Origin of the sequence: Microbacterium sp. JAI119 (assembly GCF_013410135.1) — a bacterium.
GTDB classification, from domain to species: Bacteria; Actinomycetota; Actinomycetes; order Actinomycetales; family Microbacteriaceae; genus Microbacterium; species Microbacterium oxydans.
Genome location: NZ_JACCCK010000002.1, coordinates 286,958 through 302,669, shown reverse-complemented (window position 1 = coordinate 302,669; position 15,712 = coordinate 286,958). Strand labels below are relative to the sequence as shown.

12 protein-coding genes are annotated in these 15,712 nt (G+C 69.4%); 8 read left to right on the top strand and 4 right to left on the bottom strand.

The features are described 5' to 3' along the window. The first annotated feature begins 37 nt into the window (after nucleotides 1-37). Complete coding sequence (locus tag HDC31_RS12225; protein ID WP_061018613.1) at nucleotides 38-1,024, top strand: glycerophosphodiester phosphodiesterase family protein; 987 nt, start codon at nucleotides 38-40, stop codon at nucleotides 1,022-1,024. Between the two features lie 16 nt (nucleotides 1,025-1,040). On the opposite strand, the gene HDC31_RS12220 is transcribed toward HDC31_RS12225, so the two are convergent. Together HDC31_RS12220 and HDC31_RS12215 are read right to left on the bottom strand one after the other, a co-directional pair. Continuing rightward, complete coding sequence (locus tag HDC31_RS12220; protein ID WP_113681641.1) at nucleotides 1,041-1,502, bottom strand: hemerythrin domain-containing protein; 462 nt, start codon at nucleotides 1,500-1,502, stop codon at nucleotides 1,041-1,043. 40 nt (nucleotides 1,503-1,542) lie between these two features. Continuing rightward, nucleotides 1,543-1,941, bottom strand: coding sequence for a YccF domain-containing protein (locus HDC31_RS12215; RefSeq protein WP_046748802.1), 399 nt, complete (start codon nucleotides 1,939-1,941; stop codon nucleotides 1,543-1,545). 89 nt (nucleotides 1,942-2,030) lie between these two features. Here HDC31_RS12215 and HDC31_RS12210 point away from each other — a divergent pair, with 89 nt between their 5' ends. The 7 genes from HDC31_RS12210 to ligD all read left to right on the top strand — a co-directional run bounded on the left by HDC31_RS12210 (nucleotide 2,031) and on the right by ligD (nucleotide 13,058). Next, the gene (locus HDC31_RS12210) at nucleotides 2,031-2,990 is read left to right on the top strand and encodes an ABC transporter ATP-binding protein (protein WP_113681640.1); all 960 of its coding nucleotides are present in this window, start codon (nucleotides 2,031-2,033) and stop codon (nucleotides 2,988-2,990) included. Further along, complete coding sequence (locus HDC31_RS12205) at nucleotides 2,987-4,006, top strand: ABC transporter permease (protein WP_179516153.1); 1,020 nt, start codon at nucleotides 2,987-2,989, stop codon at nucleotides 4,004-4,006. Before HDC31_RS12210 ends, HDC31_RS12205 begins: the two co-directional genes overlap by 4 nt. A 154-nt stretch (nucleotides 4,007-4,160) precedes the next feature. Further along, entirely contained in the window at nucleotides 4,161-7,283 is a 3,123-nt protein-coding gene (locus tag HDC31_RS12200) for a lamin tail domain-containing protein (protein ID WP_179516152.1), read from the top strand. Between the two features lie 128 nt (nucleotides 7,284-7,411). Further along, nucleotides 7,412-8,023, top strand: coding sequence for a LysE family translocator (locus HDC31_RS12195; RefSeq protein WP_046748806.1), 612 nt, complete (start codon nucleotides 7,412-7,414; stop codon nucleotides 8,021-8,023). An 89-nt stretch (nucleotides 8,024-8,112) separates the two neighbouring features. Then, nucleotides 8,113-10,584: an ATP-dependent helicase gene (locus HDC31_RS12190; protein WP_058632660.1), complete on the top strand. Its 2,472-nt coding sequence runs from the start codon at nucleotides 8,113-8,115 to the stop codon at nucleotides 10,582-10,584. A 75-nt stretch (nucleotides 10,585-10,659) separates the two neighbouring features. Continuing rightward, nucleotides 10,660-11,898, top strand: a complete 1,239-nt coding sequence (locus tag HDC31_RS12185; protein ID WP_179516151.1) for an SseB family protein — start codon at nucleotides 10,660-10,662, stop codon at nucleotides 11,896-11,898. Nucleotides 11,899-11,984: 86 nt separating this feature from the next. Beyond that, a complete protein-coding gene (gene ligD, locus HDC31_RS12180; protein ID WP_113681028.1) occupies nucleotides 11,985-13,058 on the top strand; it encodes a non-homologous end-joining DNA ligase in 1,074 nt (357 codons plus the stop codon). Between the two features lie 53 nt (nucleotides 13,059-13,111). Here ligD and HDC31_RS12175 read toward each other — a convergent pair whose 3' ends face one another. Together HDC31_RS12175 and HDC31_RS12170 are read right to left on the bottom strand one after the other, a co-directional pair. Then, complete coding sequence (locus tag HDC31_RS12175; protein ID WP_113681029.1) at nucleotides 13,112-14,155, bottom strand: ATP-dependent DNA ligase; 1,044 nt, start codon at nucleotides 14,153-14,155, stop codon at nucleotides 13,112-13,114. A gap of 44 nt (nucleotides 14,156-14,199) precedes the next feature. Further along, nucleotides 14,200-15,651, bottom strand: coding sequence for an NAD(P)/FAD-dependent oxidoreductase (locus tag HDC31_RS12170; protein WP_179516150.1), 1,452 nt, complete (start codon nucleotides 15,649-15,651; stop codon nucleotides 14,200-14,202). Between the last annotated feature and the right edge of the window lie 61 nt (nucleotides 15,652-15,712).

Below are 15,712 nucleotides of genomic sequence, written 5' to 3'. Positions count from 1 at the left end.
GGCAGGGGGCGCCGCCGGGGTGTTCTACGCTGAGAGCGTGCCCAGGAATTCCCCCCTCGTCATCGGGCACCGCGGTGCGCCCGGCTACCGTCCGGAGCACAGCCGCTCCTCCTACGAGCTCGCCCTCGCCATGGGGGTGGATGCGGTCGAACCCGACGTCGTGGCGACGAAGGACGGTGTGCTCATCGTGCGTCACGAGAACGAGATCTCGGGCACGACCGATGTGGCGGACCATCCGGAGTTCGCCGACCGCAAGACGACCAAACGCGTCGACGGAAACGCGCTGACCGGCTGGTTCACCGAGGACTTCACCTGGGCGGAGCTGTCCACCCTGCGTATCCGGGAGCGTCTGCCGGAGGTGCGGGCCTCGAGCGCGAGTTTCGACGGCGCTCAGCAGATCCTGCGACTGCGCGACGTGCTCGACATCGTGCGTGAGGGTTCGGTGGAGCACGGACGCGAGATCGGCGTGGTGCTCGAGGTCAAGCACGCCACGTACTTCGCGAGCATCGGCCTTGAGCTCGCCCCGCTCATCGACCTCGAGCTGCGCGACGCCGGATGGGCCGAGGGCGAGCTGCCCCTGGTGATCGAGTGCTTCGAATCGACCGTGCTCGGGCAGCTGCGAGAGCGCGGGATCTCGGCCTCGTACATCTATCTGATCGAGGCGTCGGGGCGTCCCTACGACCTGCTGGTGGCGGAGGGCAAGCGTGCTCTCACCTACAAGGAGACGGTCGCGCCGAAGGGGCTCGACGCTCTGGTCGGCCGGGTCGACGGCATCAGCGTGAGCAAGAAGATGCTGCTCGACCGCGGCAACACGATCGTCGCGGATGCGCACGCGCGCGGACTTCAGGTCTTCACGTGGACATGCCGACCGGAGAACGCCTTCCTCGCCGCGGAGTTCCGAGGACCGGGCGGCCGCGGGGAGTTCGGCGACTACGAGGCGGAGTGGGGCGTCCTCGCCCGTCAGGGCATCGACGGGGTGTTCGTGGACCACCCGGATCTGGGCGTCGCCTTCTTCCGCGGCTGAGTCGTCCCCGACCGCGTCAGAGCGGGCCGAGCACGCTCTTCACATCGTCGTCGAGCGTCAGCGTGCGCAGCGGTTCGAGGATCTCCCGTTCCTCGAACCGGAAGTGCGATTCCATGATCGCCGCGATCCCGTCGAGGTGCGCGCCGATCGTCGCCGAGTCATCTCCGCGCTCGGCCGCACTGCGCAGCGAGGCGAGCAGGTGGGCGAGCATCGAGTGATCCTGCATGAGCTTGTCGATGACTCCGCCGAGCTCGGGATGTTCGGCGCGCAGGGAGGGGAAGAGCTGCCGGTCCTCGGCGCCGTGGTGACCGTCGAGGGCGGCGCAGAAGCCGATGCAGTAGAGCACGAGCTCCGACGTCGCATCCGGCAAGTCCGCACCCCGGGCGAGCGCGTCGCGCGTGGCAGCGAGGGCGGCACGCAGGCGGGAATGCGCCGACCGTAGCTCCTGATCCCAGGCGATCAGGCGGGCGGCATCCATCGCGCCAGTGTAGATCGGTTCAGTGCAGGAGGCATCCCGTTCAGAGTGTGCGGTCGAAGGCACCGCGCCGCGTGGAGACGATCTCCTTGCCCAGCGGCATGAGGGAGACGGGGACCATCTTGAAGTCGGCGATGCCCATCGGGATGCCGATGATCGTGATGCACAGCAGGATGCCCGAGACGATGTGGCCGATCGCGAGCCACCAGCCGGCGAGGATCACCCAGAGCACGTTGCCGAGGAACGATCCGACCCCGGCGGTCGGCTTGCTGATGACCTCTCGTCCGAAGGGCCAGATCGCGTAGGCGGCGATGCGGAACGAGGCGATCGCCCACGGGATCGTGATGATCGGGATGCACAGCAGGATGCCGGCCAGGACGTACCCGAGGAACAGGGCCCATCCGGCCAGGATGACCCAGATGATGTTGAGGATCGTGCGCATGAGCCGATTGTGTCACCACCCACCCGCCGGGACTGAGCATCCGCCCGGAGGTCCCGGTCGAGACCATGTGCGGATGCCAGACTGACCGCATGACCGGAATCGTTGTGCAAGACGTCAGCAGAGCATTCGGGACGGTGCAGGCGGTGAAGGGGGCCACTCTTCAGGCGGAGCCGGGGCGCGTGACCGGCCTCGTTGGTCCGAACGGTGCGGGCAAGACGACGCTGCTCCTGATGCTCGCCTCCCTGCTCGCTCCCGACGCGGGGACGATCAGCATCGGCGGTGTCGACCCGTCGGTCGACCCGCTCGCCGCGCGACGTCTGCTCGGCTGGATGCCGGACGCGCTCGGCGCCTGGCCGTCGCTCACAGCTCGCGAGACCATCGTCACGACCTCCCGTCTGTACGGGATCGAGAAGCCCGATGCCGAGGTCCGCGCCCAGCAGCTGCTCGCCCTCGTCGGTCTGGCTGACCTCGCTGACTCCCCGGCCAAGGTGCTCTCCCGTGGCCAGAAGCAGAAGCTCGGACTCGCGCGTGCCCTCGTGCACGATCCGCAGGTCCTTCTCCTCGATGAGCCGGCCTCCGGTCTCGACCCCGAAGCGCGGGTGCAGTTGCGCGTGCTGCTGCGCGGCCTTGCCGCCGAGGGGCGCACCGTGCTGATCTCCAGCCACATCCTCTCCGAGCTGGACGAGGTCGTCGACGACGCGGTGTTCCTCGTCGCCGGCTCCGTCGTCGACGCTGCGCCGGCACAGCGCGTGATGCGGGCCTGGCGGGTGCGTCTCGCCGGCGCGACGGAGGAGCGGACGAAGGCCGACGCATGGCAGGTGGCATCGACCCTCGGCATTGCGCCCGAATCGCTCGGACAGGATCGCGGTGCAGTGCTCGTCCGCCTGGAAGGGGAGGGGGCTGCGGCGCAGGCACTGCGGCACCTCGTCGAGGCGGGACTCCCGGTCGTCGAGTTCGCGCCGGCGCAGAGCCAGCTGGAGCACACCTTCCTGAACCTGCAACAGGCGTCACCGCCCCCAGCACCCACCGGAACGGAGGCGGGCGCATGAGCCTCGCGAACATCGGCATCATCGCCCGACTGGAACTGACCCAGCGGCTGCGCAGCGTCGGGTGGTACGTGCTGCTCGGCGTCTTCGCTCTGGTACTGCTCGGCGTCACGGCTCTGTCTTTCGCCGTGTACTCGTGGGGCGACGCGATCGGCGCCGGCGTGTACTCGATCGTGGTCCACGTCGTCCTGCTGCTGGTCGTGCTCGTCTCGCCGACGCTCAGCGGCAACGCGATCAACGGCGATCGGGATGCCGCCACCCTCGCCGCGGTGCAGGTGACCGCCGCATCGACCGGTGACATCATGCTGGGCAAGCTCGTCGCTGCGGTCGCCACCGGCGGTGCCTTCCTGGTCGTGGCGGTTCCGTTCCTCGGGCTCTCCCTGCTCGGCGGAGGCACCAACCCCGTCGTGCTGCTCGTCTCCCTGCTCGTGCTCGCCGCCGAGATCATCGTCGTCGCCGCGATCGGCGTGGGCCTGAGCGGTCTCATCGCGCGCCCGCTGTTCTCGGTGGCGACGACGTATCTCGTGGTCGCCGCCCTCGTGTTCGGAACGCTGATCGCGTTCGGACTCGGCGGCATGGCGGTGCGCGGCGAGGCCACCGTCTACTCCCGCCCGTACGACGCGAACGGCAACCCCGAATGCGATCGCTGGGAGGTGAACAGCATGCAGGAGGTGCCGCGATTCGATCTGGTCTGGTGGACCCTGTCGGCGAACCCCTTCGTCGTGCTCGCCGATGCCACCCCGACCGAGTATGCGACCGGTGGCTACCCCGTCGACCTGTTCGGTCAGATCAAGTACGGCCTGCGCAGCGCCCAGCAGTCGCCGCTCGAACAGCGCTGGGACGCCTGTGACCCCGATGGCGGATACCGCACACCGCAAGAGGTCATCGAATCGACGGTGCCGAGCTGGTTCGTCGGACTCGGAGTGCAGGTCGTCATCGCCGGCTCGCTGTTCGCGGGGGCATGGGCGCGCACCCGCACCCCCGCCCGGCGTCTGCCCCCTGGCACGCGAATCGCCTGACGGGAATCGCCACCTCCTGTTCACCTGGTGTGCACCCGAGGGATCCTCGGCGGCCATCCGGGGTCGCTGGTCTGGGCTGGTACCCGACTGAGTCCCGTCCGGACCGTCCTCGCGTCCCGCGGAGGCTGCCGGCCCAGCCACCCAGGAGTCCTCCATGCCCCACATGCATCGTGCTGCGGCGGTCACGGCGGTGTGCGCGTTGAGCGCCGCCGCTCTGCTCGCCACTCCCGCCGTCGCGATCGGCGCCGATCCCGGCATCCGTCCGACCGAAGCGATCTCGGCTGCTCCGAGCCTCGTGCTGAACGAGATCGTCTACGACGACGCGGCTAGCGGCCTCGCCGATCAGGTCGAGCTCTACAACGCCGGCGCTGAGACGATCGACCTCACCGGCTGGACCATCGCCGACGAGAAGCGCGACAGCTTCGGCAAGGCGCCGGATGGCACGTCTCTCGCGCCGGGGGAGTTCCTGGTGCTCGTGAAAGACGTCGACTTCGCCTTCGGACTCGGCAAGGGCGACGAGGTCGTGCTGTTCGATCCGAGCGGCGCCGAAGCGGACTCCTATGCGTACGAGAACACCGCGCCGTTGTCGGTGTGGGCACGCTGTCCCGACGGGACGGGGCCGTGGGCACCTGCGACGACGGTCACGCCGGGCGCGCCGAACGACTGCGCGGTCGCTCCCGTCGCCGGCTCCATCGTCGTCAACGAGGTCGACTCGCAGCCGGCCGACTGGGTGGAGTTCTTCAACCCCGGCACCGCAGCGCTCGATATCTCGGGCTACGAGATCCGCGACAACTCCGACGATCACCGCTGGCAGTTCCTTCCGGGAACGCAGATCGGAGCGGGACAGTTCCTCGTCGTCGAGGAGGGGACGATCGGCCTCTCCGGAGGCGTCGAGGTGGCCTTCCGCGAGCCGATCGGCATCGGCAGCGCCGACCGCATCCGGCTCTACGACGCCTCGGGCACGATGATCGACGACACGCTGCCCTGGCAGGGCCACGCGGCGATCGACGGCGACTTCGCCGCAGCCACCCTGGCCCGCTGCCCCGACGGCATCGGGGCGTTCGTGCTCGCGCACCCGACTCCCGGTGCGACGAACTCGTGCGTCATGCCCGACGTCGTGATCAACGAGATCGAGTCGAACGGCGACACCACCGACTGGGTCGAGATCGTCAACACCGGGGCCACAGCGGTCGACCTCTCCGGCTGGACCGTGATGGACAGCGACCCGACGGGGCACGCCGCCGAGACCACGCCGCTCCCGTCCGGGACGATCCTGCAGCCGGGCGGCTACTTCGTCTTCGACCAGCCGTCGAACTTCGTCTTCGGTCTCGGCAATGGCGACACCGTGACGATCCGCGACGCGAACGGCAACACGGTCGATGAGCACGTCTACACCGCGCACGCGGCCGGCGTTCTCGCCCGCTGTGCCGACGGCATCGGGGACTTCGTCGACATCGCGGTCTCGACCAAGGGGCTGCGCAACGCGTGCGGCAACCCGGTGCGCATCAACGAGGTCGAGTCCGACGGCGGCTCACCCGACGATTGGGTGGAGCTCGTGAACCCGACGGACACCGCGCTCGATGTGTCGGGCATCGTGGTGAAGGACGACGATGACGCGCACGCCTACGCGATTCCGGACGGCACCACGATCGGAGCGGGGGAGTACCTCGTGATCGAGCGGGCTCAGCTCGGCTTCGGACTCGGCGCGGGCGATGCGGTGCGGGTGTTCGACGGCGATCTGCTCGTGGACTCGACCTCGTGGGGCGATGGCCACGCCGCGACCACCTGGGGCCGCTGCCCCGACACCACCGGCGCGTTCGCCGTCACCGCTGCTTCCACGAAGGGCGTCGCGAACGTCTGTGCCGGCGAGGTCGCCGTGGGAACGTGGCCAGGCTCCGCTGAGGTGCGCGTGGTGGACAGCATCCCGACGTTCCTCGAGGACAGCTCTGGTCTCGACGTGCAGGAGACGGCCGACGGGGCGTTCCTCTGGGCGGTCGACAACGGCGAGGGGCGCATCTGGAAGCTCGAAGCGCACGCCGACGGCTCCATCGAGAAGGTCGACGGCTGGGATGCGGGCAAGCGGGTGCGCTTCCAGAAGGATGCAGCGAACCCGGGAGCCGCAGGTCCAGACACCGAAGGCATCACGGTCGACGGAGACGGCTTCGTCTACGTCGCATCCGAGCGAGACAACAGCGCCAAGGGCGTGAACCAGAACGTGGTGCTGAAGGTCGACCCCGATGCCTCGCCCGGCGACCTCGTCGCCCAGCAGGAGTGGGACCTGACCTCGCTGCTGCCTGCGGTCGGGGCGAACCTCGGCATGGAGGCCGTGCAGTGGGTTCCGGACTCCGCGCTCGCCGGAAAGCTCTTCGACGACCGGAAGAGCGCAGCATACGACCCGAAGGACTACGCGGGACACGGGGGCGGGCTGTTCCTCGTCGCGGTCGAGGACAACGGTCATGTGTACGCCTTCGCGCTCGGCTCCGACGGCTCGGCGACGCTGGTCTCGGAGATCGCTCCCGGCCTCGCCGGAGTGATGGCGCTCGACTACGACAGCGTACGCGACAGCCTCTGGGCGGTGTGCGACGACGGGTGTCAGGGGCGCTCGGCCGAGATCACGCTGAACGGCACCGCACAGCCGGGCATCGCGCACTACGCCCGCCCGGCTGGAATGCCCGACATCAACAACGAGGGCTTCGCCACGGCGCCGGCCTCGCTTTCGGTCGACGCGCAGCGGCCGGTCTGGTGGTTCGCCGACGGTTTCGCCTCGGAGGCGCTGCGCACCGGGACGCTCCCCGGTGGTGGCGGCACTCCTGGAGGAGAGATCCCGCCGCTTCCCGGCACGGAGCTCGTCGACGGCAACCGCGGTGGTCTCACCGTCGATCCCGCGGTCGCGACGCGAGGCCAGACGGTCACGATCACCGTCGACGCGAAGGGCGCTGGCACGGACGTCGCGGTATGGATGTACTCCGATCCGACGCGTATCGCGACGGGCGCGCTCGCGGAGGGCGGCACCATCGCGGTGAGGATCCCGGCGGATGCACCGCTCGGGGCACATCGGATCGCGGTGTTCGATGCGAGCGGCGCTCTCCTCGGCTGGGCCGACATCCGGATCTCTGCGGAAGCGGGCGCAGGAGCGGGAGCAGGGGCCGGTGCAGGAGCCGGCGCAGGTGGGCTCGCGGCCACCGGATCCGAGCTTCCCCTCGCGGGTGCAGTCCTGGCGCTGCTGCTGCTCACCGCCGGCGCGGCGACGATGGGACGTCGGCGGCGCGGGGCCTGAGTCGTGAGCGGGGGTGCGATCTGCTCGTGCCCCCGCGCACCCGCGCCATCTTCCTCCAGGGGGTGCGCGCACGACGCCCGACCGACTAGACAGGGTGTGAGCGCGGGGAACCGCATGAGAGGACGTCGATGAGCATCGCATTCCTGCTGACCACGCTGGTGATCGTCGCGACGCCCGGCACCGGCGCCGTCTACTCCATCGCCGAGGGCATCTCCCGTGGGCGCAGAGCGGGCATCATCGCCGCATTCGGCTGCACGCTCGGCGTCATCCCCCACATGATCGCGGCGATCACCGGGCTGGCCGCGATCCTGAACGCCTCCGCCGTGGCATTCGAGACGATCAAGTGGATCGGCATCGCCTATCTGCTCTTCCTCGCCTGGCAGACGCTGCGCGACAAGTCGCTGATCCAGGCCGAAGAGGATCCTGCTCCGCGCTCGTCGTGGCGCGTGATCGGCACGGCGGTGCTCATCAACGTGCTCAACCCGAAGCTCACGATCTTCTTCTTCGCCTTCCTCCCTCAGTTCGTGCCGTCGCAGGCGCCGGACGCCGCCTGGCAGATGGCAGGACTCAGCCTCGTGTTCATGGCTCTCACCTTCGTGGTCTTCGCACTGTACGGCATCTTCGCCGCCACGATGCGCACCCAGGTGCTGGGGCGGCCGAGGGTCGTGACCTGGTTGCGCCGCTCCTTCGCCGCGACCTACGTGCTCCTGGCCGGACGCCTTGCGCTGGAGACCCGGTAGCGTCCCCTGCACGCGCAGTCGCTGCACGCCTCCGGGGAGGCGAGGTTCCGTGCCGTGGTGTCGGTGCCGACGCCTAGACTCGTAGGGCCATGACCGAAGCTCCTCTCATCGTCCCCTCCACAGCTGGTCCTCGCTCGTCGGGAACCCCGGGGCAGGACGATCTCCTCGCCGGCCTCAACCCTCAGCAGCTCGAGGCCGTCACCTATCGCGGCCCGGCGCTGCTGATCGTCGCCGGCGCCGGATCGGGCAAGACCAGCGTGCTCACCCGCCGCATCGCCTCGCTGCTGCGCAGCCGGGAGGCGTGGCCGAGCCAGATCCTCGCGATCACCTTCACGAACAAGGCCGCCGGCGAGATGCGCGAGCGTGTCGAAGGGCTCATCGGCGACGCTGCGCGCGGCATGTGGATCTCGACCTTCCACTCCGCATGCGTGCGCATCCTGCGTCGCGAGGCCCAGCAGTTCGGATTCACCAAGAACTTCACCATCTACGACTCCGGCGACTCGCGCGCGCTCATCAAGCGACTCGTGAAGGAGCACGAGGCCGATGCCTACGGGCTCACCCCCGCCGCGGTGCAGGGTCGCATCTCCAAGCTGAAGAACGAGCTGTCCGATGCCGAGGGCTATGCGCGTCAGGCCAACATGTCGGATCCCGCCGAGCGCGTATTCGTCGAGGTGTTCGCCGACTACCAGCGGCAGCTGCAGAAGGCCAACGCCTTCGACTTCGATGATCTGATCGGCCAGACCGTCTACCTGTTCCGCGCCTTCCCCCAGGTGGCGGACACCTATCGCCGTCGGTTCCGGCACATCCTGGTCGACGAGTACCAGGACACCAACCACGCCCAGTACGCGCTCATCCACGAGCTCACCCGGCCGGTATCGGGCGCGGGTGCGGCATCGGAGCCATATGCCTCGAACGGCATGATGATCTTCGAGCCCGACCCCGAGCCAGCACCGGGCGCCGGTGAGGCCGGGGCGTCGCTCACGGTCGTCGGTGACTCGGACCAGTCGATCTACGCCTTCCGTGGTGCCGACATCCGCAACATCAGCGAGTTCGAACGCGACTTCCCCGGAGCGAAGGTGGTGCTGCTCGAGCAGAACTACCGTTCCACCCAGAACATCCTGTCCGCCGCGAACGCCGTGATCGGCAACAACTTCGACCGCAAGGACAAGAAGCTCTGGAGCGACAAGGGCGACGGTGACGCCATCATCGGCTTCACCGGGTACTCCCAGCACGACGAGGCGCAGTTCGTCGCCGACGAGGTCGAGGCACTCCACCGCAAGGGGATGCCGTACTCGGAGATGGCCGTCTTCTATCGCACGAACTCGCAGTCCCGCGCGCTGGAGGAGATCTTCATCCGCTCCGCTGTGCCGTACAAGATCATGGGCGGCACGAAGTTCTACGAGCGCGCCGAGATCAAGGACGCGCTCGCCTATCTCGTCGCTGTCGCCAACCCCGCCGACGAGATGTCCGTCCGCCGCATCCTCAACAAGCCGCGGCGCGGCATCGGCGATGTCACGGAGACGGCGATCGCCCGCTTCGCAGAGGAACACGGGATCTCGTTCCGAGACGCCCTGTCGCTTCCTGGCCAGCTCGGCGTCGGCCCGAAGATCCAGGCCGCGATCGCGCAGCTCGACGCGGTGCTCGCCGAAGCGACGGCGATCATGCTGCCGGCGACGGGCGAAGTGCCGCCACCCACCTCGGTGGCCGATGGGCTCAGCCTGCTGCTGTCGAAGAGCGGCTACCTCGACGCGCTGCGAGCCAGCCGCGACCCGCAGGACGAGGCACGCGTCGAGAACCTCGACGAATTCGTCGCCGTCACGCGCGACTTCGCCCGGAACAACCCCGAGGGCACCATCACCGACTTCCTGACCGAGGTCGCCCTGGTGTCCGACGCCGACGATCTCGACGACGAATCCGGCTCCGTATCGCTCATGACGATGCACACCGCCAAGGGCCTGGAGTACGACGCGGTGTTCGTCACCGGCGTGGAGGAAGACCTCATCCCGCACCGCATCTCGGCGGGAGAGCCCGGAGGGCCGCAGGAGGAGCGTCGACTGTTCTACGTGGGGATCACCCGCGCCCGCAAGCGCCTGCACCTGTCCTTGGCGATGACCCGCGCGCAGTTCGGCGAGGTCACGGTCGCGATGCCCAGCCGCTTCCTGCAGGAGATCCCCGCGAACCTGATCGACTGGCGGCAGTCTCCGGGCGACGTCAACTCGCGCGGCGGGATGCAGTCGCGTGCGCTGAACGCCCGTCGTCAGGGCGGTTTCGGCGGATCGGGCTCCGGAGATCGCTTCGCGGTGAAGTCGTTGCCGGGGCGAGACTCCTTGAAGCCGCTGTCGACCGCCATGGACAAGTTCCCCAACAGAGTCACGGCCAAGATGCGCGACAACGGCGACCTCGAACTCGCCGCGGGCGACCGCATCCGTCACGTCGACTTCGGTGAAGGACGGGTGGACGCGGTGACCGGCGAGGGCGCGAAGCGCATCGCTCACGTGCGGTTCGACTCGGCGGGACAGAAGAAGCTCCTCATCAAGGTCGCGCCGATCGAGAAGATCTGACCCCGTCCCGGTGCGCCCGCGTCGGCGGAGCATCGGGAGGGAGCGCCGTGCGGATTGCCGGTTAGGCTGGCTCATATGGCCCTCTTCTCCCGCCGCAAGAAGTCCGGTGACGATGCCGTCGCCCCCACCGCCGAGGCCGTCGAGCCCCGCACAGCGCAGGGGGATGACCATCCCGCCGAGAGTGCGCTCTCCGAAGGCACGGCGTCAGAGAGCGCGACGTCCGACAGCGTGACGTCCGACAGCGTGACGTCGAACAGCGTGACGTCGGACAGCACCGTCGACGAGCAGCCCGCTGCGGCGCCGTCGATCGGGATCTCGGTGCAAGCGTTCCGAGGCGTCGGTGCGGAAGCCGGTCCTGAGGTCGAGCTGCCGTCCTCCGACGCGCCGTCGAACCCGCAGACGCCGCCCGCAGCTCCGGCCGCGCCGCAGACGCCGCCGCGTCCTGCCACCCGGCCCGAGGCGCCCGAGGAGCGGCGCCTGCCCCTCGCGTCCGCGCTGCCGCCGGAGCAGACCGAGACGGTCCCCGGCATGAAGGACAACGTCCTGCTGCGTGAAGCGCTCACCGAGATCGAAGCCGGCGCGACCAACGATCAGCTGCTCGGGGTCATGCGTCAGGCGCTCCAGGGGCACCTGTACATCCGCGTGAACGGCGACGCGCGTGCACAGATCAGCGAGGGCAAGGCCCTTTCGGTCGCGGTCGTCCGAGACAGCGAGGACCGCCAGTACATGCTGGCGTTCAGCTCGGCGGGCGCCGTGCGTGATTCCGTGCAGCTCGAGGCCGACCCCTCGTCGACCTCGGCGGTCGCTCAGCCGGTCACCTCGGTGCTGCAGCAGGTCGTGTCCGGTGACTTCGCCGGCCTCATCGTCGACAACGCCTCGGCTCCGCACCGCGTGGTCTTCCCGACCGAGCTCCTGCAGAAGACTCTCGAGCAGGCCGACGTCGACATGACGGTGAAGAGCATCCTCGCAGCCCCTCGCGAGCAGGACTCGGCCGTCAAGGTCGGGGAGGCACTCGCGACCACGCGGATGTGGGTCGCCGTCAACGACGGTTCCGGCGGCGGCCCCGTCGGCATCGCCGAAGCCCAGACGACGGACGGACGCCGATTCCTGCAGCTCTTCTCGCACCCGCTCGAGGTCATCGCCCTCGGCCGCGGCGACCGACCGCTCCCGTTCGCACCCGAGCAGCTCGCGAAGGTGCTCACCAGTCACGCCGACATAGCCGGGGTGATCGTCGACTCGGCCGGTCCCTCCATCGTCGTCGAACGGGATGCGCTCACGCCGGTCCTGGTCCTCGCCGTCGACCTCGGCGACTGACCCAGATCTGCTGACCTGATCCGGACCCTGCGCGCTGCGGAGCGAGCGGGGTTCCGTCCGTCCTCGCTGCACCCTAGGGTCGGAACATGGCCTCAGAACGCGTGACCCTGACCGTCGCCGACCTCGACGGAGAGCGCGAGGTCGCGCTCTCCAGCCCGAATCGCGTGATATGGCCCGACCTCGGCATCACCAAGGCGGAACTGGCCGAGTACGTGCAGCTGGTCGCCGGCCCTTTCCTGGCCGCCAACGGCAACCGCCCGGTGTCGCTGGAACGGTTCCGTGACGGTATCGGCCCCTCCGGAGGGGCCAGAGCGGAGGGCTTCTTCTCGAAGAACCCGCCCAAGGGGACGCCGGATTTCGTCGATGCCGTGACCGTCACCTACAACAGCGGGCGTCGACACCCGCAGATCGTCCTGAACCGCGCCAGCGCGATCGTCTGGGCGGTCCAGATGAACACGATCGTGTTCCACCCGTGGGCATCGCTCGCCACCGACCCCGACGATCCCGTCGAACTGCGCATCGACCTCGACCCGCAGCCGGGCACCGACTTCGCAGACGCCGTGACAGCCGCCCACACGCTGCGCGAGGTGCTCCGCGAGGCCGGACTCGAGGCCTTCGCCAAGACGAGCGGCAACCGCGGGCTGCACGTGTTCGCGCCGATCGAACCGACTCACGAGTTCCTGGATGTGCGTCACGCGGTGATCGCCGCCGGACGCGAGCTCGAGCGGCGGATGCCCGAGCAGGTCACGACGAACTGGTGGAAGGAGGAGCGGGGCGAGCGCATCTTCGTCGACTTCAACCAGGCCAACCGCGACCGCACGATGGCGGGCGCCTACAGCCCGCGTGCCCTGCCGGGAGCGACCGTCTCGACACCGGTGGCGTGGGAGGAACTCGACGGCCTCGACCCGACGGCGTTCACCGTCCGGAGCATTCCGAAGCGCCTCGATGACATCGGCGATCCGTGGGCGACGCTGCAGGACGGCCCAGGACGCATCGACACGCTGCTGGAGTGGTGGGAGCGCGACAAGGAGAACGGGCTGGGCGAGCTGCCCTTCCCGCCGGAGTTCCCGAAGATGCCCGGCGAGCCCCCGCGGGTGCAGCCGAGCAAGAAGGTCGCGGCGAACTGGGACGACGACGGCACCCCGGCCGAGAAGGGCTGACCCCCGCCGTCGAGTCGGGGATCTCAGCGCACGACGGTTTCAGCTAGCGCTTTTCAGCTCAGGACGTCTGCGAGGTCGTAGCCCGCGACGGTCTCCAGCTGCTCGTAGGTGCACGAGCGGGCATCGCGATCGGGCCGCCAGCGCTCGAACTGCACGGTGTGACGGAAGCGAGCGCCTTCGAGCTGGTCGTATCGCACCTCGAGCACGCGCTCAGGACGCAACCGCACGAACGAGACATCCTTCGATCCGCTGAACCGCGATCGCTCGCCCTCCGCGGTCACGGCTTCGCCCGCCTCATCGCGCTCGACCAGCGGGGCGAGCTCCTCGACGAGTTCTTGCCGACGGGCATCGCTCCACGCCGCCACACCGCCGACCTGGCGAAGGGTCCCGTCCTCGTCGTACAGCCCGACCAGGAGGGAGCCGACGCCCGAGCCGGACTTGTGGACGCGGTAGCCGAGCGCGACCACGTCGGCTGTGCGGGCGTGCTTGATCTTGAAGAGCGTGCGCTTGCCGGGTGCGTAGGGCTGATCGAGCGGTTTCGCCACGACGCCGTCGAGTCCGGCTCCCTCGAACTCGGCCAGCCAGCGCACCGCGGCTTCGCGATCGCGGGTCGCGCGGGTGAGGTGCAGCGGGTGCTCGACGGTCTCCAGGAGCGTCTCGAGGCGCGCTCTTCTGGTCTCGAACGACTCGGTGAGCAGATCGTCCTCGCCGGCGGCGAGCAGATCGAAGGCGATGAACATCGCCGGTGTCTCGACGGCAAGCTTCGCCACGCGCGAGGCGGCGGGATGGATGCGCTGGCTCAGCGCCTCCCAGTCCAGTCGCTGCGATCCGTGCGGACCGGTGGCGACGACGATCTCCCCGTCGAGCAGACACGGTTCAGGCAGCAGCTGGGGGATCGCATCGACCAGTTCGGGGAAGTAGCGGGTCAGCGGTTTGGCGCCCCGCGAGCCGATCTCCACCGTCTCGCCGTCCCACGCGATGAGTCCGCGGAAGCCGTCCCACTTCGGTTCGTACAGCAGCCCACCCGGAGTCTTCGCGGGGTCGGGCACCGCGGGCACCGCTTTGGCGAGCATCGGCGCGGGGATGTCGTAGCGCATGCTCCCATCCTGGCTGCGCGTGATCGGCGAGGGAAGAGGGGCGGTCAGCCGAACAGGTCGGAGAGCGCCGCGAGTTCTCCCGCATCCCGCAGCGCGGTGCGAGCGGCGTGCCAACCGGCCATCCCGTTCACGGACGGACCGGGGGGCGTCGAGGCGGAGGCCAGATACACGCCGTGCATCGGGGTGCGCCACGGGGCGGGGGAGAGCACCGGGCGACGCAGCGCCTGGCGGATGTCGAACACTCCGCCGGAGATGTCGCCGCCGATCTCGGTCGGGTTGATCGCCTCCCGCGACGACGCCGGCACCGCGTGGTGCGCCAGGATCAGGTCGCGGAAACCCGGGGCGTAGCGCTCCACCTGCGCGGTGATGAGCTCTGTGGGGTCGAGGTCGGAGCCCGGAGGGACGTGGATGTAGGCCCAGAACACGGCCTTCCCGGCGGGAGCACGGGAGTCGTCGAGGACAGAGGGCTGCACGGCGAGCACGTAGGGGCGATCGCTCACGTGGCCTGCGGCGACGGCGTTCTCACTCGCCCAGACCTCCGCGCGGGTGCCCCCCAGGTGCACGGTGGGTGCGCCGGCGACGTCGGGGTTCGTCCACGGAACCGGGCCGTCGAGGGCGAAGTCGACCTTCGCGGCACCCGGGCCGTAGCGATAGGAACGGACGGAGCGGGCGTAGCCTGCGGGGACGTCGGGGTGCGTGAGTGCGAGTCGCGGCGAGGTGTTGAGCAGCAGCAGGTCGCCGCGCTGCGGGTCGCCCCAGTCCAGCGTCGCGAGATCGGAGACGGGGGTGCTCACCTCGATGGTGCCGCCGTGGTGTTCGAGGTCGGCGACCATGGCGTCGGCGATGCGCTGCGCACCACCGCGCGGATAGGGCCAGCCTCCCGCGTGACCGAGTGCGGCGAGCAGCAGCCCTGCGGCAGCGCCCGCCAGCGACGGCTGCGGGGAGTTCGCGTGCGCCACCACCCCCGACATCAGTGCGGCGGCCTCCTCCGTGCGGAACGCCGCGGCGGCCAGGGGCGTGCCCTGATCCAGCATCCGCAGGGCGTAGCGCACGGCGGTCACCGGATCGCGCGGGATCCGGAGCAGCTGATTGCCCGTGAAGTCGACGACCCCCTCGATGTGCCGGCTCAGAGGCCGCAGTCGGGACAGCCAGGCTCCGCCGTCGACGCCGAGCTGTGCCGCGGTGCGATCGATATCGCGCCATGCCACCGCCGCACGTCCGTCGTCGAGGGGATGCGCGTAGGACGCCTCCGGCCGGATCCACTCGATCCGCCGATCGAGACCGAACGCCTGGAAGAACGGAGAGGAGAGGGCAGCGGGGTGCACGGCGGAGCATACGTCGTGCTGGAAGCCGGGGAGCGTGGATTCGCGGGTACGGACCCCGCCGCCGATCGTGTCCGCGCCTTCGAGGACGCGCACCGTGTAGCCGGCACGAGCGAGCGACACCGCCGCCGCGAGGCCGTTCGGGCCGGATCCGATGATCGTCGCCTGAGCCATGACGTCAGTTTGGCACGTATACGAGGAGAAAACGGTCGGCCGCACCCCTCGCGGCGTGGGA